This window comes from Embleya sp. L77, from assembly GCF_055557415.1.
On sequence record NZ_CM145709.1, the window covers coordinates 4,529,555 to 4,550,975 of the forward strand.

At 71.8% G+C, this 21,421-nt stretch carries 20 protein-coding genes and 1 tRNA gene; 13 read left to right on the forward strand and 8 right to left on the reverse strand.

The genetic code is table 11. The features are described 5' to 3' along the window. The first annotated feature begins 98 nt into the window (after window positions 1-98). Window positions 99-1,820 carry a class I adenylate-forming enzyme family protein gene (locus ACZOOI_RS19435; RefSeq protein ID WP_465277047.1) on the forward strand — a complete coding sequence of 574 codons (1,722 nt, stop codon included), beginning with the start codon at window positions 99-101 and terminating at the stop codon, window positions 1,818-1,820. A gap of 15 nt (window positions 1,821-1,835) precedes the next feature. On the opposite strand, the gene ACZOOI_RS19440 is transcribed toward ACZOOI_RS19435, so the two are convergent. Next, window positions 1,836-3,506 carry a serine/threonine-protein kinase gene (locus tag ACZOOI_RS19440; protein ID WP_465277048.1) on the reverse strand — a complete coding sequence of 557 codons (1,671 nt, stop codon included), beginning with the start codon at window positions 3,504-3,506 and terminating at the stop codon, window positions 1,836-1,838. Between the two features lie 164 nt (window positions 3,507-3,670). Here ACZOOI_RS19440 and ACZOOI_RS19445 point away from each other — a divergent pair, with 164 nt between their 5' ends. Continuing rightward, a complete protein-coding gene (locus ACZOOI_RS19445) occupies window positions 3,671-4,834 on the forward strand; it encodes a nucleoside 2-deoxyribosyltransferase domain-containing protein (protein ID WP_465277049.1) in 1,164 nt (387 codons plus the stop codon). Here the strand turns inward: ACZOOI_RS19445 and ACZOOI_RS19450 are convergent. Continuing rightward, window positions 4,825-5,031, reverse strand: coding sequence for a hypothetical protein (locus tag ACZOOI_RS19450; RefSeq protein WP_465277050.1), 207 nt, complete (start codon window positions 5,029-5,031; stop codon window positions 4,825-4,827). The two genes, ACZOOI_RS19445 and ACZOOI_RS19450, sit on opposite strands and share 10 nt — an antisense overlap. 132 nt (window positions 5,032-5,163) lie before the next feature. Here ACZOOI_RS19450 and ACZOOI_RS19455 point away from each other — a divergent pair, with 132 nt between their 5' ends. After that, complete coding sequence (locus ACZOOI_RS19455; RefSeq protein WP_465277051.1) at window positions 5,164-5,406, forward strand: hypothetical protein; 243 nt, start codon at window positions 5,164-5,166, stop codon at window positions 5,404-5,406. Between the two features lie 53 nt (window positions 5,407-5,459). On the opposite strand, the gene ACZOOI_RS19460 is transcribed toward ACZOOI_RS19455, so the two are convergent. Further along, window positions 5,460-6,008: a hypothetical protein gene (locus ACZOOI_RS19460; protein ID WP_465277052.1), complete on the reverse strand. Its 549-nt coding sequence runs from the start codon at window positions 6,006-6,008 to the stop codon at window positions 5,460-5,462. Between the two features lie 351 nt (window positions 6,009-6,359). Between ACZOOI_RS19460 and ACZOOI_RS19465 the strand changes: the two genes are divergently transcribed. Further along, complete coding sequence (locus ACZOOI_RS19465; RefSeq protein WP_465277053.1) at window positions 6,360-6,836, forward strand: hypothetical protein; 477 nt, start codon at window positions 6,360-6,362, stop codon at window positions 6,834-6,836. Between the two features lie 101 nt (window positions 6,837-6,937). Here ACZOOI_RS19465 and hemC read toward each other — a convergent pair whose 3' ends face one another. Next, entirely contained in the window at window positions 6,938-7,837 is a 900-nt protein-coding gene (hemC, locus tag ACZOOI_RS19470) for a hydroxymethylbilane synthase (protein WP_465277054.1), read from the reverse strand. Between the two features lie 210 nt (window positions 7,838-8,047). Between hemC and ACZOOI_RS19475 the strand changes: the two genes are divergently transcribed. Further along, window positions 8,048-8,251 carry a hypothetical protein gene (locus ACZOOI_RS19475; protein WP_465277055.1) on the forward strand — a complete coding sequence of 68 codons (204 nt, stop codon included), beginning with the start codon at window positions 8,048-8,050 and terminating at the stop codon, window positions 8,249-8,251. Window positions 8,252-8,443: 192 nt separating this feature from the next. On the opposite strand, the gene ACZOOI_RS19480 is transcribed toward ACZOOI_RS19475, so the two are convergent. Continuing rightward, on the reverse strand, window positions 8,444-10,909 hold the full coding sequence (locus tag ACZOOI_RS19480) for a beta-glucosidase (protein ID WP_465277056.1): 2,466 nt from the start codon (window positions 10,907-10,909) through the stop codon (window positions 8,444-8,446). A 175-nt stretch (window positions 10,910-11,084) separates the two neighbouring features. Between ACZOOI_RS19480 and ACZOOI_RS19485 the strand changes: the two genes are divergently transcribed. Next, window positions 11,085-11,750, forward strand: coding sequence for a TetR/AcrR family transcriptional regulator (locus ACZOOI_RS19485; RefSeq protein ID WP_465277057.1), 666 nt, complete (start codon window positions 11,085-11,087; stop codon window positions 11,748-11,750). 22 nt (window positions 11,751-11,772) lie between these two features. On the opposite strand, the gene ACZOOI_RS19490 is transcribed toward ACZOOI_RS19485, so the two are convergent. The 3 genes from ACZOOI_RS19490 to ACZOOI_RS19500 all read right to left on the reverse strand — a co-directional run bounded on the left by ACZOOI_RS19490 (window position 11,773) and on the right by ACZOOI_RS19500 (window position 15,415). After that, on the reverse strand, window positions 11,773-12,969 hold the full coding sequence (locus tag ACZOOI_RS19490; protein ID WP_465277058.1) for a MerR family transcriptional regulator: 1,197 nt from the start codon (window positions 12,967-12,969) through the stop codon (window positions 11,773-11,775). Between the two features lie 175 nt (window positions 12,970-13,144). Then, window positions 13,145-13,642 (reverse strand): universal stress protein, encoded by a 498-nt coding sequence (locus ACZOOI_RS19495; protein WP_020550635.1) that lies wholly within the window; start codon window positions 13,640-13,642, stop codon window positions 13,145-13,147. A gap of 660 nt (window positions 13,643-14,302) precedes the next feature. Beyond that, the gene (locus ACZOOI_RS19500) at window positions 14,303-15,415 is read right to left on the reverse strand and encodes a YeiH family protein (RefSeq protein WP_465277059.1); all 1,113 of its coding nucleotides are present in this window, start codon (window positions 15,413-15,415) and stop codon (window positions 14,303-14,305) included. A gap of 11 nt (window positions 15,416-15,426) precedes the next feature. Between ACZOOI_RS19500 and ACZOOI_RS19505 the strand changes: the two genes are divergently transcribed. The 7 genes from ACZOOI_RS19505 to ACZOOI_RS19535 all read left to right on the forward strand — a co-directional run bounded on the left by ACZOOI_RS19505 (window position 15,427) and on the right by ACZOOI_RS19535 (window position 21,317). Then, window positions 15,427-16,353 carry a LysR substrate-binding domain-containing protein gene (locus ACZOOI_RS19505; protein ID WP_465277060.1) on the forward strand — a complete coding sequence of 309 codons (927 nt, stop codon included), beginning with the start codon at window positions 15,427-15,429 and terminating at the stop codon, window positions 16,351-16,353. 185 nt (window positions 16,354-16,538) lie between these two features. Next, window positions 16,539-17,834 carry a GlxA family transcriptional regulator gene (locus ACZOOI_RS19510; protein WP_465277061.1) on the forward strand — a complete coding sequence of 432 codons (1,296 nt, stop codon included), beginning with the start codon at window positions 16,539-16,541 and terminating at the stop codon, window positions 17,832-17,834. Between the two features lie 4 nt (window positions 17,835-17,838). Further along, entirely contained in the window at window positions 17,839-18,450 is a 612-nt protein-coding gene (orn, locus tag ACZOOI_RS19515; RefSeq protein ID WP_391582984.1) for an oligoribonuclease, read from the forward strand. A gap of 141 nt (window positions 18,451-18,591) precedes the next feature. Beyond that, window positions 18,592-18,667, forward strand: a tRNA-His gene (locus ACZOOI_RS19520). A 164-nt stretch (window positions 18,668-18,831) separates the two neighbouring features. Continuing rightward, on the forward strand, window positions 18,832-19,134 hold the full coding sequence (locus ACZOOI_RS19525) for a DUF397 domain-containing protein (protein ID WP_020550640.1): 303 nt from the start codon (window positions 18,832-18,834) through the stop codon (window positions 19,132-19,134). A gap of 162 nt (window positions 19,135-19,296) precedes the next feature. Next, a complete protein-coding gene (locus ACZOOI_RS19530; protein WP_465277062.1) occupies window positions 19,297-19,956 on the forward strand; it encodes an ATP-binding cassette domain-containing protein in 660 nt (219 codons plus the stop codon). Further along, entirely contained in the window at window positions 19,956-21,317 is a 1,362-nt protein-coding gene (locus ACZOOI_RS19535; RefSeq protein WP_465277063.1) for a YhgE/Pip domain-containing protein, read from the forward strand. The genes ACZOOI_RS19530 and ACZOOI_RS19535 overlap by 1 nt, the downstream gene beginning before the upstream one ends. The last annotated feature ends 104 nt before the right edge of the window (window positions 21,318-21,421 follow it).

The following is a 21,421-nucleotide window of genomic DNA, read 5'->3' on the forward strand; positions in this document are numbered from 1 at the left end:
GATTGCCAGGGTTCCCGCGATGCGATCTCCGCACTAGCTTTGATGCGCTCCTACCCCGGTACAAGTCGCTCGCAGTGTGCAGGAGGTGGACCCACCGGATGCTGGATCGGACACAGGCCCTGGCCGAGCTCACCGGACCCGAATCGGCCTACGCGATCGAGGAGGTCGTCCACGACGGCATCCCCTGGCGGGTTCTGAGCAAGGCTCCGCCGACGCTGCGCGCGGTCTTCGAGGACCTGGCGGCATACGGGACCCGGGACGCGCTGGTCGCCGGCGACGAGCGGATCGACTACGCCGAGCAGCATCGACTGGTCGCCCACCTGGCCCGGCACCTGGCCGTCGAGTGCGGCGTGCGGCGCGGCGACCGGGTGGCCATCGCGATGCGAAACCACCTCGAATGGCCGCTCGCGTTCTGGGCGACCCAGGTCATGGGGGCGGTCGCGGTGCCGCTCAACGCGTGGTGGACCGCCGACGAGTTGCTGTACGCCGTGGAGGACTCCGGCAGCACGGTGCTGATCTGCGACGGTGAACGCGCCGACCTGCTCCGGGGCCGGCCGGTCCCGAGTACGGCGCCCGGGCTGCTGGTGGTTCGTCCCGAGGAGCCGCCGGCCGCCGGCGAGACCGACCTGTCCGCGCTGCTGCGCTCCTTCACCGGCGAGTGTGCGCTGCCGGCGGAGGGCCCGGAGCCGTTCGACGACGCGACCATCCTGTACACGTCCGGCACCACCGGACGGCCCAAGGGCGCGGTCGCCACGCATCACAACCACACCACCAACCTGCACACGATGCAGCTGATGAAGGCCGTCGGGCTGGTCCGACTGGGCCTGCCCGCCGCCGAGTTGGCCAAGGGCCCGGCCGTGTTCGAGGAGCTGGGGGCGGGCCTGCCGACGCCGAGCAACCTGCAGGTCTACCCGTTTTTCCACATCGCCGGACTGGCCGGTCTGTACATCGGCGCGGCGCAGGGCGCGAAGTTGTGCCTGATGCACCACTGGGATACCGCCACCGCGCTGGAGCTGATCGAGACCGAGCGGATCACCACCGCGAACATGGTGCCCACCCTGCTGCGTCGCCTGGTCGAGTCACCGCTGCGGGCCGGGCGCGACCTGTCCAGCCTGACCAGCCTGGGCGCCGGCGGCTCGCCGGTGCCGCCGGACCTGGTCGGGCAGGTGGGCGCCATGTCGGGCAACCCGATCGTGCCGTTGAACGCCTACGGGATGACCGAGACCACGTGCGTGGTGGTGGCGAACTCGGGCGACGACTACTACGCCCACCCGGACAGCGTCGGGCGACCGGTGCCCACGACGGATCTGCGGGTGGCCGATCCGCTGACCGGCGAGGAGTTGCCGACCGGGCGCACGGGCGAGATCCGCTTCCGCGGCCCGCAGGTGGTCCGCGGCTACTGGAACCGGCCGCGGGAGAGCGAGGAGGCGTTCCCGGACGGGTGGTTCCGCACCGGGGACCTCGGCTACACCGATGCCGACGGGCTGCTGTACGTGGTCGACCGGCTCAAGGACGTGATCATCCGCGGCGGGGAGAACGTCTACTCGGCCGAGGTCGAGGCGGTCCTGTTCGAGCATCCGGCCGTCTCCGACGTCGCGGTGGTCGGGGTGCCGCACCACGATCTCGGCGAGGAGGTGGCCGCCGTGGTCCGGCTGCACGTGGCGGGCGCCGTCACCGCGGCCGAACTGCGCGGGCACGTGGCGCGCCGGCTGGCCGCGTTCAAGGTGCCCACGCTGGTGCGGTTCACCGAGCGTGCGCTGCCGCGGAACGCGGTGGGCAAGGTCCTCAAGCGCGAACTGCGCGACATGTTGACCCTGTGACGCCGGGAGCGCCGCTCACGCCTCGTCCCGGAAGCCGTAGCCGTCCAGGCGGTGCTCCCAGTGGGTGAGGTCGTCCCAGACCTCGATGACCAGCTCGTGATTGGGGCCCAGCACCCGAATCACGTCCGGGACGAGCGCACGCAGATGCAGCACCGCGCCCACGTAGTTGCCCGCCTCGCCGTCCCAGCGGGCCCGTTCGCGGCGGACCCGCAGGGTCTCCAGGTGGTCGGTGCCCAGCACGTGGACCTGATCCTGCAGCAGGTTCTTCAGCAACTGCGCTGCGTCGGCCGGGCGGCCCGCCTTCCCGGTCCAGTGCGCCAGTGCCCGCCGGGCGCGCAGCGTGTCCGGGGACAGCGCGCCGCGCAACCGTCCCCCGTCGGAGATCACCCCGCGCAGCAGGGCTATCGCCGCGACCGGATCCCCGTCCTTGCCCAGCCGCGCGGCCAACTGCTCGCGCAGCAGCAGCGTATCCGGGTGGTCCACACCGAACTCGCGCATCCGCTGCCCGAGTTCGGCGCGCAGCGCCTGGAGCGAGTCGCTCGCGGGGACCGGGCGCGGCTCGGCCACGTTCGGGACCAGCCGGACCGGCTCGTCCCCCGTCGGTCGCGGATCCTCCTCCACGATCGGGTCCGAGGTCGCTACTCCCCACGGCTGTGGGGCGAGGTTGCGCGGCGGCACGACGGACAGCTCCAACAGCCGATCGCACACCTCCGCCGCGCTCGCCGGCCGGTTCTCCGGTCGCTTGGCGAGCAGCGCGAGCACGAGCGCGGCCAGGTCCTCGGGCACCTCCAGCCGGGTGTTGCGGACCGACTCGGGCGGGCGTTGCAGATGGGCGGTCATCATCGAATGCGGACGGTCCAGGCCGAACGGCGGTGCACCGGTCAGCAATTCGTGCAGCACGCAGCCCACGCTGTACAGGTCGGCGCGGCCGTCGATGCGCCCGCCGAGGATCTGCTCGGGCGACATGTAGGCGGGCGTGCCGATCATGCTTCCGGGCATCGTGATGCCCGCGCGCGAGGACACCTTCTCCATGTATCGGGCTATGCCGAAGTCGAGCACCTTGACCACGCCGCGCGAGGTCACCATGACGTTCGCGGGCTTGATGTCGCGATGCAGTACGCCGCCCGAGTGCGCGACGTCGAGGCCCTCGCACAGCTGGATCGCCCACCCGACCACGTGGCCGAGCGGCAGCCATGCGCCGTCCGCGACGAGCTGCGCCAGCGAGCGGCCGGTGATCAGCTCCATCGCCAGATACATGACCTTGCCGTCGGTGCGGCGCATCTCGGCCGGTCCCGGGCCGAGCGCGGAGGTGATCTGCGCGTCGTGCACCGTCTCGGCCTCGTGGGTGAACACCCGGGTCTCGGGATCGAGCCGCTCGCGATCGAGCCGTTCCCGGTCGGACAGCTCCGGCTCGGTCGGCCCGGGACCGGTCCGGCGCTCGACGAGCTCCTTCCGGCCCTGGTCGTGCACGACGATGATGTTCGGCGAGGACAGCCCGCCGACGATGATCGCCTCGCGGCCGAAACGGTCCACGCTGTTGTTGGACGCCCCGAACGACTCCTTGAGCACCTTGACCGCGACGAACCGTTGCATCTTCTGGTCCCAGGCCCGCCACACGGTCGCGTTGCCTCCCGAGCCCAGCCTCTTGTCCAGCCGATATCGGCTGCCAAGCCACAACTGAGCCACCGCAAACGCCTCCCCGTACGCGCCGTATGGATGTGATTCTTTCGTAGCAGCGTGCGTGCGGGGAACGGTATGCGACATCACCACCCGCACGCCGATCGGGTCGGCCCCCCGGAGATCGCGGTGACCCTCGATCACCTGCGGTGACGACCACTACGGTCGAGGCCATGACCGAGATCGTGGTTGTGAATTCGCCCGACGAGCCGCCGAACGCGTGGGATGCGAGCGTCTTCCTGGCCGGCCCCACCCCCCGCGCGGCGCACGTGTCCTCCTGGCGACCGGCGGCGCTGAAACTGATCCGGGAGCGGTGGCGCGGGCCGGGCCGCCTGGTGGTGTTCGTGCCCGAGCCCGGCGAGGGGCAGTCGTGGCCCACGCATCAGGTGCAGCGGGACTGGGAGTTGCGCAACCTGGACCGCAGCGATCGGGTGCTCTTCTGGATCCCGCGCGATCTGCGCGACCTGCCCGGACTGACCACCAACGACGAGTGGGGTTGGCTCAAGGACTCGGGCCGCGCGGTGCTGGGCACTCCGCCGGACGCGCCGCACGTGCGCTATCAGCGGGCCTATGCGCTCGGTCACGACGTGCCGGTACGCGACACGCTGCCGGCGACGGTGGACACCGCGCTGGACGCGCTCGGGTCCGGCGCGCCGCGCACGGACGGGGAGCGGGACATCCCGCTGAACGTGTGGCTGACCCGGGCCTTCGAGGATTGGTACGCGGCCCAGCGCACGGCGGGCAACACGCTGCTCGGCGGCCGGATCGCGTGGGTGTGGCGGCGCGGCGCGGCCACGTGGTTGTGGGCGGCGCACGTGCGGGTCGCGATCGCCGCCGAGGGCGGTCGGGTCAAGGACGACGAGGTGGTGCTCGGCCGGCCGGACGTGACCGCGGTGGTGCTCTACCGGCGCGCCGAGCCGCTCACGGCGAGCACCGTGGTGCTGGTGCGCGAGTTCCGCTCGGCGGCCCGTACGAAGGACGGCTTCGTGCACGAACTTCCGGGCGGGAGCGGGTACACGGCGGCGGACGGGTGTACCGAGGTCGGCCAGGAGACCGGTCTGGCGTTGTCGCCGGAGCGGCTGCGCCCGCACGGCTCGCGGCAACTCGCGGGCACCCTGACGGCGCATCACGCGCACGTGTACTCGGCCGAACTCACCGAGGCGGAACTGGCCGTACTACGCAGCGACCCCGGCCCACATGGTGTGGCCGGGGACGGGGAACGCACTGACGTCGAGATCACGACGTACGGCGAACTGCTGCGGTGCGAGCGCGTCGACTGGTCGACGCTGGGGATGCTGGCGGCGGTGTTGGCGGGCGCCGCCGAGGATCAGCGGTAGTTGCCCAGGCCCGTGCAGGGGGCGTGCCGCTCGACCAGGCAGACGGTGTCGTCGATGGTCATCAGCCGGCCGCCGACGATCTCCGGGGTGCGGAACACCGGAGTCTGCACGGTGACGAGCGGGCGCGGGCTGAGCGCCGCGACGTACGGCTCGCCGCAACGGGTGCACATGGCGGGGGCGGTGAGGGTCTTGAGCATGTCGGCTCCTCCGTGACTGGTGACGTTAACCTTCCGTTCACCTTTGATTCGGTCCCCAGTTTCCTTCTTGTATGAGGAAATGTCAACTGTGTTGGCCTACGAGGGTGGCGGCCCATATGGCATCCTGACAGGGTGGATCACGAGGATGTCGACCGGGAGCACCCCGATTCCGCCGGAGCGGGCCTGGTCAGGGCCGCCAAGGCGTATCGAAGGACCGAGAAGGCGCACGAAGAGGCGCGTCGAGAACTCAAACGGGCGGCGGTGCGGGCCATGACCGCGGGGGTCAAGCAGTCCGAGGTGGTCAAGGTGACCGGGTGGACGCGCGAGTACCTGCGCCGACTGAAGAAGGACAAGAAGGACCACGGCGACGACTGAGGCCGGGCCCCCTCGGGGACCCGGCCTCGGTCGTGTGCGCCCGGCGCCCGGGCTCAGGCGTTGTCGAGGTCGTCCAGGTTCTCGAACTCGGACATGTCGGCCGGGCCGGGCACGTCCTGGAGCGGGCACAACACGTGCCGCTCGACGACGTAGGTGGTGCCGGCCGCGTTGAACACGTGCCCGGACACGGGAGCGTCGATGCGCGAGAGGTAGCGCCGCTGGGTGGGGATCAGCTGAGCGATGTACGGCTCGTTGCAGCGGGTGCAGGTGGCCGGGGTCGCGGTCGGCGAGGCCGAGGCGTAGCGGTCGAGCGCGTGCACGAGCCGGTCGGCCAGGTGCGCGGCGGTGCGCTGGGTGATGGCCACCCGGGTGGGGTCGCCCGCCTCGCGGGACTCCGCGCAGGCGCGCATCGCGTCGCCGATGCGGCGCAGCGCGACCTTGTGGAACGGCGGTGCCTCGCTCGCGAGCGCGTCCGCGCGGTCGGCGATCGAACCGGCGGAGCCGGCGAAGGCGGGGTGCCGCTGGGCGCCGTCGGCGCCGAGGGCCGAGACATCGGCGGCAAGGCCGCGCAGCGCGGCCACGTGCTCGGGCGTCAAGGTCATGGTGTGCCGTTCCTTTCTGCCGTCCGACGGGAGGCAACCCGTCCATAGTGAACAGACTCGGTCGATAAACGCCATGGAATGTGACGATCAGCACGTTGGTGACCGGTTTGCTCATGTTTGTCGGGCGGTAGACCGCTCTGTCGCCCACCGTCGGGGGTCGCGCGGGCCGGCATGCCGGGTTCGCGCCGGTTCGACCCGGAATCGAGTGCGGGACGACGGTGGCGGCGGTACGTCCTCGGCGTCGTAACGGTCGCGGCGACGTAACCATTACGCAATGGCCGAAAAGATTCCCTTGTGACCGGCGGAGCCGGGGAGGAGAGTCACGACCAACATCGTTTTAGGGGGAAATGCATGCGCACCATCAGAGTCGGGTTGATCGCGGTGATGCTGACCTGCGCGGTCGGGGCATGTGGAAGCGACGGGGACGGCGGCTTCGGTGGGCTCGGGGCCCCGAAGACCACCGGGGCGAGTTCGGACGCCACGGCGACGGAGAAGACTCCGACGAGCCGGGCCACCGACGAGGACACCCCGCCGCCCACCAGCAGCCGACCCACCACGTCGCGCCCGCGCACGACGGCGCCGACCTCGCCGACGTCGACCGGTGCGAGCGGTGGCGGCAACGACTGGAGTTCGCTCTACTCGACGAACTTCCTCAACGGCTGCCTGAGCACGTCGAACAACAACACCCGGTACTGCCAGTGCGCGCTGACCGAACTCCAGGGCAAGTACAGCCAGGCCCAGATGAACGCGTTCGACCAGGAGTACGCCCGGACCAACAAGCTGCCGTCCGAGTTGCAGACCGCCGTGCAGAAGTGCCTGAACACCTGAGCAAGCCGGACGACGGTCGAGCCGTGCGGGGGCGCGGCGGACCGGTGTGAACGAGCCGTCCCGCCGCCGCGACCCGACGCGGCCGGCGGGACGGCCCGTGTTCAGTGGGCGATCGCGTCGATCAGCGCCCGGGCGCCGCGGGCGAGCAGTTCACCGGCCACCACGACGCCGAGCTTGTCCGGCTCGACACCGTGGTCGGTGGCCTCCAGCAGGTCCGCGCCGTCGGTGGAGTACACCGCCGCGTGCAGGGTCAGGCCGGTCTCGGTGCCCGTGCAGTAGGCGGCGATCGGGCTGTGGCAGTGGCCGCGCAACTCGCGCAGCAGGGCGCGCTCGGCCTCGACGCAGGCCCGGGTGGGTGCGTCGTCCAGGGCCCGTGCGGCGGCCAGGACGGGCGCGTCGTCGATGCGGCACTGCAGGGCCAACACGCCCGCGCCGACCGCGGGCAACATCTGACTGGTGGTCAGGATCTGGGTGATGCGCAGCCCCTGGCCGATGCGTTCGAGACCCGCGACGGCCAGGATCAGGGCGTCGTATTCGCCCGCGTCCAGCTTGGCCAGCCGGGTGTTCGCCGAGCCGCGGATCGGAACCGCGGTCAGTTGCGGGTGGCTGCGCCGCAGTTGCGCCGCGCGCCGGACCGAGCTGGTGCCGACCCGGGCGCCGGGCGGCAGGTCGGCCAACCGCGCGCCGACCACGCAGTCGTGCACGTCGTCCCGGGGCAGGTAGGCGGCGACGGTGAGCCCCTCGGGCAGCGGCACGTCGCCGGGCATGTCCTTGAGACAGTGCACGACCAGATCCACCTCCCCGTCGAGCTGCGCGCGGTCGAGTTCCTTGACGAACGCGCCCTTGCCGCCGAGTTCGGCCAGGCTGCCGCCCCAGCGGTCGCCGCTGGTGGACATCGGGACGACGACGGGTTCGTGCGGACGTCCGGGCAACAGGGAGGCGACGAGCCGAGCCTGGGCGAGGGCCATGGGGGAGGACCGGGTACCGATGCGGAGCTGCATGGCCGACACGGTAGGCCTGCGGCGCGCCCGGCACCGCATTTTCCCCCGGCCCGATCCCTCGAACGTGGGACGACCCGCGGGTTCGTCGGGAAGTCGGCCGGACCTTCCGTTCGGCTCAATCCTCGTGTCCTTCGGGCGGTTCGCCGCGTTGGCCGGTTGCGCCCTCCTCGGCGTTCGAGACCGTCCCGTATCGAGACAAGGAACCGCCCCATGCAGCGCATCGTCCGCGGCCTTCTGGTCAGCACGGCCGTCATCGCGACTCCCATCGTCGGTGCGACCGTGGTGGTCGCCGACCCGGCCGGCGCCGACACGCACACGGTCCGAGCCGACACGATCGACACGGCGGGCGGCATCTGCGGCACCGGGGCCGACGTGCCGGCCTTGGTCAACCCGGCCTTCGCGCCGCGCTGCTGACGCTCCGTCGGCGGGCGGCACGGCGCCGATGTGCTCGCCCGAACGGGCCCCGGGTGCGCCCGCGCGGACGGCCGCACCGGGCGGTGCCGTGACTCCCCGGCCCGATGCGGCCGTGTTCCGGTGGTGCGCCGTCCCGGCCACACCGGGTGCGGCTCCGGGCCGAGGGCGCCTCGACCCGGGAACCGCGCCGTCCTAGAGCACGAGGTCCGCGCTCAGCCGCAGGTCGCCCACCGAGCGGCCGACGCGCAGGGTGTATGTGCCCGGCGTGGTGGTCCATGCCGCGCCCTGCTCGTCCCAGCGGGCCAGTGTGCGTGCGTCGATCTCCACCGTGGTGGTGACCCGTGCGCCCGCCTCGGCGTCGATCGCGGCGAAGCCGACCAGGCGGATCGGCTCCGGCCGACCCATCAGCGTGCCGTCGGCAGTCTCCAGGTACACCTGCGCCACCTCGCGACCCGCCCGCTCGCCGGTGTTGGCCACGGTGATCTCGACGCTCACGCCGCTCGCGTCGCCCTTGACCGCGATCCCCTCGTACGCCCAGGTCGTGTAGCCCAGACCGTGCCCGAACGGGTACGCCGGCGCCGCGTCGCCCAGGGCCCAGGCGCGGTAGCCGATGTTGCTGGACTGCACCGCGTAGTGGTGCTCGCCGTTCACCCGGGCGGTGGAGTACACCGGTACGTCGGCCTCGGCCGCCGGGTACGTCGTGGGCAGCCGGCCGCCCGGCTCCACCACCCCGGTGAGCACGTCGCCCAGCGCCGCGCCGCCCTCCTGGCCGGGCAGCCACGCCCACAGCACGGCGGCGACCTCGTCCCGCCACGGCATCAGCACGGGCGAGCCCGCGTTGACCACCACGACGGTCCTCGGGTTGACCGCCGCGACCCGGCGCACCAGTTCGTCCGAGCGGCCCGGCAGCGCCAGGTTCTCCCGGTCGAAGCCCTCGGACTCGATGTCGTCGGTGGTGCCGACCACGACCACGGCGACGTCGGCGGCGCGCGCGGCCTCGACCGCGGCCTCCAGTTCGGCCTCCTCGGACCGGCGCGGATCCGCCCAGCCCAGACCGAGTGCGGCCATGAAGAACTGCTCGCCCTGGCTGAAGTCGACCCGGATCTGCATCGGCGTGCCGGCCGTCGCCTCGACCTCGATGCGGGTGGCCTCGGGGCGCATGATCATCTCGATCACGTCGGTGCCCTCGGGAGCGGTCATGTCCACCGTGCGGGTCGCGCCGTCGATGCTCACCTCGAACCGGCCCGCGCCGCGCACATCCAGGATGTTGGTCCCGGACACCGTCGGGGTGACCGTCGTGCGCAGCCGGATCACCGCGGCCCCGGCCGGAATGTTGTCCGGCCAGAACATCAGGCTGGAGCCCAACCGGTGCTCGGAGGAGAGCACGGTGCCCGCGGCGTCGAGGAACTCGGCGCGCAGACCCGGCTCGCCGCTCTCCGGGTCGACGGCCGTGTCCAGGGACAGGTCGGCGAGCGCACGATGGGTGAACGCACCCTCGGTCAGCGTCAGTTCGACGTTCTCACCGAGTGCGGCCCGCAGGCCCTCGGGGATCGAGACCACGTGCGCGGGGTTCACGTGTGCGCTGCCGCCGCCCTGCGCGGACAGCCGCAGCGCGTTCGGGCCGATCAGCGCGACGCGGGAGAGCGCCGAGGGGTCGAGCGGGAGCGTCCCGTCGTTGCCCAGCAGCACCATCGCCTGCGCGGAGATCGCGCGCAGCGTGGCGACCGCGTCCGCGGGCGTGGTGGTCGTGGCCGGCGTGCGCTCGCCCAGCACGCCCACCCGGGCGGCGAGGCGCAGGATCCGGGTGACCCGCTCGTCGATCAGCGATTCGGCGACCCGGCCCTCGCGCACGGCGGCGAGCAGTGGTTCGCCCCACGCCGGGGTCGGACCGGGCATCGCGATGTCGGTGCCGCCGGCGGCCGCGGCCTCGGTGGAGCGAACCGCCATCCAGTCCGAGATCACCACCCCGTCGAAGCCCCACTCGTCCTTGAGCACGCCGTTGACCAGGCGCGAGTTCTCGGTCATGGTCTCGCCGTTGACCCGGTTGTACGCGCTCATCACGAGCCGGACCCGACCGGTGCGCACGGCCTCCTCGAACGGCACCAGGTAGACCTCGCGCAGCGAGCGCTCGTCGATCCGCGAGTCGTAGGACATCCGGTCGTCCTCGGTCTCGTTGCCGACGAAGTGCTTGATCGTGGCACCGACACCGGCGGACTGCACGCCCTCGATGAAGGCGGTCGCGATCCGCGCGGTCAGCAGCGGGTCCTCGGAGTAGCACTCGAAGTGCCGGCCGCCCAGCGGGCTGCGGTGCAGGTTCACCGTCGGTGCCAGCAGGACGTGGATGTCCTTGTCCCGGGTCTGGGCGCCCATCACGAAGCCGGCTCGGCGGGTGACCTCGGGATCCCAGGCGGCGGCGAGCGCGGTGGGGCTGGGGAACAGGAGCGAAGTGTCGCGCTCGTCCCACGTGACGCCGCGGACGCCGACCGGGCCGTCGGAGACGCGCAGCTTGCGCAGGCCGATGCTCGGGATCTCGGGAAGCGACCAGAAGTCCTCGCCGACGATCAGCGAGAGCTTCTCCTCCAGGGTCAGCCGCGTCACCAGGTCGCGCAGCTCGTCGTCGCCGGGCTCGTTGTCGGTGGGGGTGCTGTGAGACGCCATCGTCTGCCTTCCGCTTGCGTAGCCGATAGACCCGCGGTCCGGGCGACCCGCCGAACGAGTCGCCCGGAGGATCCCGTCGTACGGTAGCCACAAAAACCTATGGCACGGTAGCTTTGTTATGGCGACGTGACATACACCTCGACAGGCTCCCGCAGGGACACGGCAGGATGACCACATGGACGCACAACCGGAGGACCTTCCCGTCAACCCGCCGACCCCGAGCCGGGCCGCCCGGGCCAGACCGCGCGGTCGCGGATACGCGTCCGGGGATGCCCGGCGCACCCGCATCCTCAACATCGCGCTCCAGGAGTTCGCCGAGAACGGCTACCGCGGCACCTCGCTGGCCCGGATCGCCGAGCGCGCCGAACTGACCCAGGCCGGCCTGCTGCACCACTTCCGCAGCAAGCAGGAGCTGCTGGTGGCGGTGCTCGACCTGCGCGACCGGATGGACATGGAGCATCTGGACCTGGGCGTGCTTCCGCCCGGCGGCGAGGCGGCCCTGGGCAAGCTCGCCGAACTCGCCGAGCACAACCGCAACATCCCCGGGCTGGTCCAGCTCTTCACCGTGCTCACCGGCGAAGCGGTGACCACCGACCACCCCGCACACGACTGGGCCCAGGATCGCTACGCGGTGCTGCGATCGAGCATCACCGCGTCGCTGGAGGCCGGCCGGGCATCCGGCGAGCTGCGTGCGGACGTCGATCCGCCCGCGGTCGCGGCGCAGGTCTTCGCGATGATGGACGGCCTGCAACTGCAATGGCTGCTCGACCCCGAACACGTGGACATGGCAACGCTGTTCCGCGACTACGTGGAGCACCTGCTGCGCCGCATCCGGGCCTGATCCGAGCCCGGCCCGAGCCCGGCTACGCGGTCGTGCCCTCGCCCGCGGTCAGCTCGCGCAGCACCGCGCCCAGGTCCCAGTTGGACAGGCCGGCCAGCGCCTCGCGGAAGACGGTGAGCCCGAACAGATCGCCCCGGGCGGTCATCCGACCGGTGGCCAGTGCCTCGCGCGGCGCGTGCCGGTCGTTGAGCAGGATCACCCGGCGCGCGGTGTCGTAGTCCATGTGCACCACCAGATCCGGGCCCGGCAACAACCCCGGGCGCACCAGCACGCGGCCCTGGAAGACGTCCAGGTGCAGCTCGGCCGGGTCGTCCCGATCCGGCACGTCGCTCACCACGATGTCCACGATCGCCGGATGCGGCGTGCGCTTCTCCGGATCGGGCGTGATCAGCCGGCTGAGCCGGGACACCGCCGCGATCCACGCGTCCGACATGAACGGGTGCCGATCGAGCGCGGGCTCCTCGTCGCCGACCGGCTCCGGCCCGCCCCGGGTCGGCTCGGGCTCCTCGCGCAGCACCTTCCCGAGTTCCTCGCCGAGCCGACGCGCGGCCGTACGGCGCATCGCCCGGGCCAGTTCGGCCTCCACGGCCCGCAGCGCCAGCGGTCGCATCCGGCGGATCATCTCCGCCGTCTCGTCCGCGTCGCCGTCGGCGGGCAGCAGATGCGACTCCATCAGCCGACCGAACCCCTCGGACACGTGCTCCATCGCCGCACGCAACATCCGCAACTGCTCGGTGACCGCGGCCACCGGTACGCCGGCCGCGTGCAGCTCGGCGCCCACCGCGAGCTCGCGCGGACTGGGCACCCGGAACACGGTCAGCGAGTCGTCCTCGGGTTCGAGCAGCCCCAGCCGCACCGCCGCGGCGAGCGCGACCGGATCGGACAGGCCGCCGAACATCGCGATCAGCTCGGCCCGGGTCATCCGCTCCGGCGTCTCGTCGCTCCACGGCCCGCTCGCCTCGGCGACCAGCCCGAGCACCGCGCCGAGGCTGCGCCCGCCGTCCCACGCGTCGAGCAGTTCCTTGATGCTCACCAGGCTGTAGCCGCGCTCCAGCAACTGGCCGATCAGCCGGAGCCGGCCCAGATGGCCGTCGTCGTACAGGGACACCCGCCCCTGTCGCCTCGGCCGCGGCAACAGCCCGCGATCCTGGTACGCGCGTACGTTGCGTACGGTCGTGCCCCCCTCGCGGGCGAGGTCCTCGATCCGGTACTCCGCCAACCTCGTGCCTCACGATCCTCGTGCCCCGTGTCAGCGGCCAACGTAATGCAGATGTGTTCGAGGTTCGATGCGGATCCGATCGAGGTTCGATCACGGGACGCCGAGAAGGGCGCCGGAAGACACGGAAACGAGCGGCGAGATCACGGCGAAGCCTGGATCGGGCGCGCGGGGACCGTCAGGGAATCACCACGACCGGTCGCTTGGCGTGCTTGACCAGGCGGCACGCGACCGAACCGAAGATCCGGCTGGCCAACCCGGTGGACCCGCCGACCACGATCGCGTCGGCGGTGAATTCGCGCGCGACGTCCTCGATCTCGTGGCAGATGTCGCCCCCGCGCTCGACCAGGATCCACGGCACGTCGCTGAGGTGATCCGCACAGGCCAGCTCCAGGCCCAGGGCCTCGGAGCGGCTGTCCGGCACGTCGATGAAGACCGGTGGCTCGCAGCCGGCCCACACGGTGGCCGGAATCCGGTTGGCCACATGCACGATCACCAGCCCGCCGCCGAGCCTGCGCGCCATGCCGGACGCGTACGCCAGGGCACGTTCGCTGGACTCGGACCCGTCGAAACCGACCACGACGGGGTGTTGGAACGCAGGATCGCGCTGATGAGGAGAGTCGGGACGGAGCAACGGAGTGCCGTCCGGAAGGTCACTGAACTCGAAAGCAGCCATGGGAATCGGGCGTCTTTGCTGTGGAGGGGCGCCTCGGGGCTTCCTGGTACCAGATTACTGCGCCGACCCGCACATTCGAAGTGTCGACCGGGGTTCTCCCGGACAAAAACGACACCACGACGCGTGCAGGTCGGGGCTTGGTGCGGTTCGCCGGACCACGCACGGGGATGGCGCCCCCGACAAAGCCTCGGCGAGACACGCACATTAGCCGGACAACGCCGTGAATGGGGAGACCCGGCCGGCCGTGTGGGTGATTGTGATCCGGTCGCAGGCGGTTCCCGGCGCTCACCGAGGGCGGTCGGCGGCCCGGTTCGGGCCGGTTGCCGGGCTCGTTCGGGCCCGGCGGCGGGGGCGGCACGGGGCGGCTTCGGGTCCGTTCGAGGGTGCGCGCTGACGCCGCAGGAGGGAACGGGCGTTACCCCGGGCCCCGCCCGAGCGTTGGTCAGGACGACACCGTGCGTCCGGGCGACCGCGTCGAAACGGGCGGCGATCCGCAGGTTGGACGCCGACCCTCCCTCACGCCGACCCGCGCCGCGGCGCCGACGTCGAACCTGTCTGACGGCCCGTCACGCGCCGGGCCGTCGGCGGGTTCGACGTACTCCCGGACGCGCGTGCCTGTCGGCGGCCTCCACTCGTCCGCCGGCGGGCCGGTTCGCGGGCTCACATGGTCAGCAACACGCCGCCGTAGGCCGCGCCGGCGATCAGCACCCAGGACGCGAAGCCCAGGAGCAACGCCCGCCAACCGGTGCGCACCAGCCGATTCAGGTCGACCATGCTGCCCAGGCCGAACAGTGCGGCGGCCAACAGCAGGTCTTGCGCGGTGCCCGCGACCTCCAGCGCCGAGTTCGGCAGCAGACCCGTGCTGCGCACGCCGACCATGGCCAGGAAGCCGACCACGAACAGCGGCATCAGGGCCGGCCGCCGGGCCCCCGCAGACCCGGTGTCGCCGGCTCGCGCGGCCCGGCGGCGCAGCGCGTACCCGGTGCCCACCACGATCGGCGCGAGCAACAGCACCCGCATCAGTTTGACCACCACCGCGGTGTGCAGCGCGACCGGCCCGGCCACGCCCCCGGCGGCGACCACCTGGCCGACGTCGTGCACGCTCGCGCCGACCCAGCCGCCGTACCGCACCGCGTCCAGGCCCAGCGGCGCCCGCAGCAGCGGCAGCGCGACGATCGCCAGGCTCCCGCACAGCGTGACCAGCGCGACGGCGGTGGCCACGTCCTCCTCGTCGCTGTCGCTGACGCCGTTCATCGCGGCCACGGCGGAGGCGCCGCAGATCGAGAAGCCGGTCGCGATCAGCAGCGGTTGATCACCGGGCAGACCGATCCGCCGCCCCAGCCACCGAGTGCCGAAGAAGGTCAGGACGACCACCCCGATCACCATCGCCACCGGCGCGAAACCGAGCCCGACGATGTCGCCGAGGGCGAGCTTGAGGCCCAGCAGCACCACCCCGGCGCGCATCAGCCGCTTGCCCGCGAAGCCCAGCCCCGGTGCGGTCGCGGCGGGCAGCGCACGCACGTTGGCGGCGAGGATGCCCAGGGCGACGGCGACCGTGAGCATCGGCAGGCCGGGCCAGATCCGATGCGCACCCCAACTCGCGGCCACCGCGAGCACCGCCGCCAGCAGCCCCGGCCACAATCGCGGCTTCGCCGGCTCGGCGCCGGCCGAAAGCTGCGTGGGGTGCGTGCGGTGCGCGGCGGTCAGGGTCATGACCACCACCCTCGACCCGGCGCACTCGTCCGGGTAGCGGTCGATTGCCTGGTAGGTCATAGGGTTTGACTATGACCTCGCCGGCGCGCCCCTCGGACCGACTGCCCGACCTGTACACGCTCGAACTGCTCGTCGCGGTGACCGAGAGCGGCAGCCTGGGCAGCGCGGCCCGCCGGTTCGGCATCAGCCAGCCCTCGGCCAGTGCGCGGATGCGCACGCTGGAGCGGCGGCTCGGGGTGCGACTGCTGGAGCGCAGCACCACCGGCTCGGTGCCCACCGCGGCCGGTCTGGTGATCACCGACTGGGCCCGCGGGGTGCTCGACCAGGCGCACGCGCTCGTGGAGGGGGCGGCCGCGCTCAAGGCCCGGCAGGAGGACCGGCTGCGGGTGGCGGCGAGCCTGACCGTGGCCGAACACCTGGTGCCCGGGTGGCTGACCGCGCTGCGCGAGGCGGTGCCCGGAGTGCACGTGGGCCTTCAGGTGACCAACAGCCTGCACGTGATCGAGGCTCTGCGGGCGGGCGAGGCGGACCTGGGCTTCGTCGAGGGGCCGTGGGTCCCGCGCGATCTGCAGTCCGCGGAGGTGGGCCGGGATCGACTCGTGGTGGTGGTCGCGCCGACCCACCCGTGGGCCCGGCGGCGGCGCCCGATCGCCGCGGCCGAGTTGGCCGCGACGCCGCTGCTGCTGCGCGAGGCGGGTTCGGGCACCCGGGAGACGCTGGAGCGGGCCCTCGCCGGCTATGACGGAGTCGCCGTGCCGGCGCTGGAGTTGGGTGCGACGGCGCCGTTGCGCTCGGCGGCGATCGCCGGGTCCGCGCCCGCGGTGCTGTCCGATCTCGCGGTCCGCGAGGACCTCGCCGACGGGCGTCTGGTGGCCGTGCCGATGGCCGATCTGCCCGCCCTCGACCGGATCCTGCGGGCGGTCTGGCCGCGCGGTCGGGAGCTGCCGGAGGCGGCCCTGCACCTGCTGCACGCGGCCCGCAGGCGCCCCGGGGCCTGACGGCTCCGGCTAATGTCGATAAGTTCCGCGATGTGACCACCGTCACAAACACGCATATCTACATAACGTCACGTAGAGAACACCATGCATAGACAAGGTAAGAGAGAGTAAGTTCCGATCTTGGGTTACGTGAGTGACGCCTGTGACCTACTGGGGCGTGAGGGGTGAAGGGGGCGATCGGGGCCATGAGCAGGATCGACAGCCGTAAGGACCGGCGACGAGGGCGAGCCCGCGTGGTCGATGCCGACCACCCGGCCGAGGTCGCCGCGATCGACGGCGTCGATGCCGTCCCGGTCGGCGATGCGGACGCGGTGGTGATCGTCGCGGCGTCCACCGTGCTGTCCGAGGCTCCGCCCGAGAGCGACTCGATCGAGGACGACGGCGACCTCACCGACGACATCGACTTCGACGGCGAGTACGACCCCGACGCCGAGGGCGTCCTGGCTCCGGGACGCGAGCGCCCGCTGCTCGGGCGACGCCGCCCGGACACGATCGCGGTGCTGCTGTTCGCGAACTCGCCGATCCTGGAGAGTTCGATCCCGATATCGGTGTTCGGGGTGGATCGACGCGATGCCGGCGTACCGAACTACCGATTACTGGTGTGCGCGGCCGAACCCGGACCGCTCCGCACCACCGGCGGCGTCGAACTGATCGCGCCGTACGGCCTCGACGCCCTCGCCCGGGCGGGCACCGTGATCGTGCCCGCGTGGCACTCGCCGTCCCGGATGCCACCGCCGCCCGTGCTGGAGGCGCTGCGCCGGGCGCACCGCGAGGGAGCCCGGATCGTCGGCCTGTGCGGCGGCGCGTTCGTGCTCGCCGCGGCCGGCCTGCTGGACGACCGTCCGGCGACGACGCACTGGATGTACGCGCCCGCGCTGGCCAAGCGCTACCCGAAGGTCCGGGTCGACCCCCGCGAGCTGTACGTCGACGACGGTGACATCCTCACCAGCGCCGGCACCGCGGCCGGCATCGACCTGTGCCTGCACCTGGTCCGCCTCGACCACGGCCCGGACGCGGCCAACGCGCTCGCCCGCCGACTGGTCGTGCCGGCCCACCGGATCGGCGGTCAGGCGCAGTACATGGACTTGACCCTGCCCGAGGAGATCAGCGGCGACCCGCTGGCCACCGTCATCTCGTGGGCGCTGGAGAACCTGGCCGAGCGCTTCGACATCGAGCAGTTGGCGACTCGCGCGTACATGAGCCGGCGCACCTTCGACCGGCGTTTTCGCACGCTCACCGGCAGCGCTCCGCTGCAATGGCTGCTCACCCAGCGGGTGCTCCAGGCCCAGCGACTGCTGGAGACCACGGACCTCCAGGTCGAGGAGATCGCCCGCCGGTGCGGGTTCCGCTCGCCGGTCGCGCTGCGCGGTCATTTCCGCAAACAACTGGGTGTCCCACCGGCCTCCTATCGGGAGACCTTCCGCACCCGCAGCCCGGAGGAGACCGGCGACGAGGAGGTGTGTGCCCGGGCCGTAGGGTGACCCTATGAACGACCGCTTGGTCTGGATCGACTGTGAGATGACCGGACTCGACCTGTCCCGGGACGCGTTGGTGGAGGTGGCGGCCCTCGTCACCGACTCCGAGCTGAACATCCTGGGCGACGGTGTCGACGTCGTGATCCGTCCGCCCGCCGAGGCGCTGGCCGGCATGCCCGATGTGGTGCGCAAAATGCACACCGCTTCAGGTCTGCTGGAGGAGCTGGAGGCGGGCGTCAGCCTGGCCGAGGCCGAGGCCGAGGTGCTCGCCTACATCAGGAAGCACGTCCCGGACGGGCGCAAGGCACCGTTGTGCGGCAACTCGATCGGCACCGACCGGGGCTTTTTGGCCCGGGACATGCTCGACCTGGAAGCCTTCCTGCACTATCGGGTGATCGACGTCTCCTCGATCAAGGAACTGGCCCGCCGCTGGTATCCGCGGGTCTACTTCCAGAGCCCGCCGAAGGCCGGCAACCACCGCGCGCTGGCCGACATCCACGAGAGCATCGAGGAACTGCGGTACTACCGCGAGGCGATCTTCGTCCCGGACCCCGGTCCGGACAGCGACACCGCCAAGGCGATCGCAGCCAAGTACGGCCACAAGCCGGCCGAACACGCCTAGGCCGTGTCCGGCGGATCCGCCGGACCGGGCCCGGAATCGGTGTCGCGCGGGGCGCCGGATCGGCCTCGCGGAAACCCTGCGGCGAGCAGCCTCCCCGAACCTGTACACTTTTCCTCGCCGGGACGGAACGCCCCGGCGATGGTGGGTGTAGCTCAGCTGGTAGAGCACCTGGTTGTGGTCCAGGAAGTCGCGGGTTCAAGTCCCGTCACTCACCCCAGACGAGGTCCCGAGGCACGCGAGTGCCTCGGGACCTCGCTCGTTTTGCGCCGGTTGTCGCCTCGATGTGCCCGATGTCGCCGTTCGCGTTGTGTGCGGCGCCGCGCGCGGCGTAGCGTGCGGTCACCTGAGGGTTACGCATGCGTCATCGGGAGGGTTTCGATCATGAGCACCGGCGAGTCCGAGCAGCCTTCGCGGCAGCAGTTGGACGACGAGAAGGCCGCGCTGTACGCCATGGACATCAGCGGTGTCACGTGGATCGGCTACGGCGAGGACACCACCGGCGAAGGCATCGTGGAGACCGCCGAATTGCCCGGTGGGGGCATGGCGATGCGCAACTCGATCCACCCGGAGGGGCCGATCCTGCGGTTCACCGAGGGCGAGTGGACCGCGTTCGTGCTCGGGGTGCGCGACGGCGAGTTCGACCTGGACCGGCTCGCCGAGCCGCTGCCGGAACAGCGCGGCTGACGCCTTCGCCGAGGTTCGCTCCGGACGCCGTCCGACGCCCGCGCGGCGGTTGACCTGACGCATCGTCAGGACGGCGGGCCCACGGGCGTCATCCGTTTCGCCCGTTTGGCAATCCGTGTATCGGTTATCCCTCGGTGGACGTCCCACCGACGAGGGAGATCCGTGTCCACAACCACCTCCGGGGTGGAGATCAGCGCGGTCGGCCTGGCGGCATCGGGACCGGACGGCACGATCTTTCGCGACGTCCGGCTGACCGCGCCCGCGGCGGGCCTGACCGTGCTCGTCGGGCCCGCCGGCGCCGGCCGCACCTCGCTTTTGCTCGCGCTCGGCGGCCGGTTCCGCACCGACGCCGGCAGTGTGACGGTCGCGGGCAGCCGCAGCGCCGCGACCGCCCGGGCACACACCGCGGTGGCCCGCGCCCGGCCCGGCCTGGACCTGGAACCCCACCTGTTCGTCGCCGAGACGGTCGCCGAGCGCCGGGCCGTCGGCGGCGGCCGGCCCACCGAACCGGCGCTGGCCCGGATGTACGAGTTGTTGCGGATCGACCCGCCCGACCGGGTCCTGGTCGAGCATCTGGCCGCCGTGGACCAGTTGTTGTTTTCGGTCGCGCTGGCCGCGGCCGACCGACCCGGCGCGGTCCTGGTCGACGACGTGGACAGCGGCATCGCGGGCGCCGACCTGCTGCGCGCGTGGCGGGCCCTGCGCGACTTGGCCGACACCGGCATCACCGTCGTCGCCACCGCGACCGACGCGCCGCGCGGCGCCGACGTGGTGGTGGACCTGCCCGGACACCACCTGTACCCGAGAGGCGGTACCGCCTGATGGGTGTGCTGCGCCTGGCCTGGCTCGAACTACGGCGCTTCCGGGGCCCGTTGCCCCGGCTGGTCCCGGTCATGCTGATGCTGGTGCCGACCCTGTACGGCGCGCTGTACCTGTGGTCCAACTGGGACCCGTACGGTCGGCTGAACCAGGTCCCGGTCGCGTTCGTGAACGAGGACCGGCCGGTGGACGTGCGAGGGCAGCACATCGACGCGGGCGGCCGGCTGACCGAGGTGATCCGCACGGACGAGAACTTCAAGTGGAAGGTCACCGACGCGAAGCAGGCCCGCAAGGGCCTGGAGGACGGCGACTACCACTTCGTGGTCACCGTGCCGCCGGACTTCAGCGCGACGCTGGCAACCACGGCCTCGGCGCAGCCCAGGCAGGCGAAGTTGTTCATGACCCTCGACGACGCCAACGGCTTCATCATCGGCAAGATGGCCGAGGTGGCCAAGACCCGCCTCCAGCAGCAGGTTTCGGCCACCACGCAGAGCACCCTGGTGCAGCAGCTGTACGGGCAGACCGGGGAGCTCAAGGACCAGCTGGCCCGATCCGCCGACGGCGCGCGGCAATTGGCCGGCGGCGTCGGCACCGCGCCGCCGGATCAGCTCCGGGAGGGAGCCGAGCAGCTCGCCGGCAGCCTGACCCGGTTGAACGAGGCGGTGCCGGCTCCGCCGCCGGCGCAGGCCGCGGGCGAGGACGCGCGGGTGCTCGGCGCGCCGGTGACGATCGAGGTGACGAACCTGCATTCGGCGGACCTGTACGGCCGCGGGCTGGCGCCGTTCTTCTTCGGCATCGCGCTGTGGGTGTTCGGGCTGGTCGGCTTCCTGCTCCTGCGACCGTACAACCCGCATGCGCTCGCGGGGCGTGCGGGCGCGGTCAAGGTGGCCCTCGCCGGCTGGTTGCCCGCAGCCGCGCTCGGCGTGGCGGGTGCGTTCGTGTTGTACGCGGTGGTGCAGCTCGGGCTCGGACTGGACGCCGACGATCCGGGACTGAGCCTGCTGTTGATCGCCCTGGCGGCGGTCACCTTCGTGGCCATCGCGCAGTTCCTGCGGGCCGCGCTCGGCGCGGTGGGGGATGTGCTGATCCTGGTCCTGCTGATGCTCCAGCTCACCTCGTGCGGCGGGTTGTATCCGGTCACCACGACGCCCGAGCCGTTCCAGGCGCTGCATCCGGTGATGCCGATGACGTACCTGGTGAACGGTCTGCGGGTCACCCTCACGGGTGGTGAAGGCGAACGATTGGCGGTCGCCTTCGCGGTCCTCGGCGGCTATCTGGTGGTGGCGCTGATCGCAACCGTGTTCGTGGTCCGGCATCGGCGGATGTGGACGATGGCGTCGCTGAAACCGGCCGTGGAGTTGTGAGCACGCACTACCGATGGGTCAATTCGCTCCCCCGTACGGTTGTACCCGGGGAGCGCAACCACGCCCGCTCCGTGCACGTCGCCCACAATCAGGGGGTACCGCGG

Excerpts from the sequence above, each read along its gene's own strand:
- ACZOOI_RS19435 (WP_465277047.1), top strand. The coding sequence starts at position 99 with ATGCTGGATCGGACACAGGCCCTGGCCGAGCTCACCGGACCCGAATCG.
- ACZOOI_RS19445 (WP_465277049.1), top strand. The coding sequence starts at position 3,671 with ATGACCGAGATCGTGGTTGTGAATTCGCCCGACGAGCCGCCGAACGCG.
- ACZOOI_RS19450 (WP_465277050.1), bottom strand. The coding sequence starts at position 5,031 with ATGCTCAAGACCCTCACCGCCCCCGCCATGTGCACCCGTTGCGGCGAG.
- ACZOOI_RS19460 (WP_465277052.1), bottom strand. The coding sequence starts at position 6,008 with ATGACCTTGACGCCCGAGCACGTGGCCGCGCTGCGCGGCCTTGCCGCC.
- ACZOOI_RS19465 (WP_465277053.1), top strand. The coding sequence starts at position 6,360 with ATGCGCACCATCAGAGTCGGGTTGATCGCGGTGATGCTGACCTGCGCG.
- hemC (WP_465277054.1), bottom strand. The coding sequence starts at position 7,837 with ATGCAGCTCCGCATCGGTACCCGGTCCTCCCCCATGGCCCTCGCCCAG.
- ACZOOI_RS19475 (WP_465277055.1), top strand. The coding sequence starts at position 8,048 with ATGCAGCGCATCGTCCGCGGCCTTCTGGTCAGCACGGCCGTCATCGCG.
- ACZOOI_RS19480 (WP_465277056.1), bottom strand. The coding sequence starts at position 10,909 with ATGGCGTCTCACAGCACCCCCACCGACAACGAGCCCGGCGACGACGAG.
- ACZOOI_RS19485 (WP_465277057.1), top strand. The coding sequence starts at position 11,085 with ATGGACGCACAACCGGAGGACCTTCCCGTCAACCCGCCGACCCCGAGC.
- ACZOOI_RS19495 (WP_020550635.1), bottom strand. The coding sequence starts at position 13,642 with ATGGCTGCTTTCGAGTTCAGTGACCTTCCGGACGGCACTCCGTTGCTC.
- ACZOOI_RS19500 (WP_465277059.1), bottom strand. The coding sequence starts at position 15,415 with ATGACCTACCAGGCAATCGACCGCTACCCGGACGAGTGCGCCGGGTCG.
- ACZOOI_RS19505 (WP_465277060.1), top strand. The coding sequence starts at position 15,427 with ATGACCTCGCCGGCGCGCCCCTCGGACCGACTGCCCGACCTGTACACG.
- ACZOOI_RS19510 (WP_465277061.1), top strand. The coding sequence starts at position 16,539 with ATGAGCAGGATCGACAGCCGTAAGGACCGGCGACGAGGGCGAGCCCGC.
- orn (WP_391582984.1), top strand. The coding sequence starts at position 17,839 with ATGAACGACCGCTTGGTCTGGATCGACTGTGAGATGACCGGACTCGAC.
- ACZOOI_RS19525 (WP_020550640.1), top strand. The coding sequence starts at position 18,832 with ATGAGCACCGGCGAGTCCGAGCAGCCTTCGCGGCAGCAGTTGGACGAC.
- ACZOOI_RS19535 (WP_465277063.1), top strand. The coding sequence starts at position 19,956 with ATGGGTGTGCTGCGCCTGGCCTGGCTCGAACTACGGCGCTTCCGGGGC.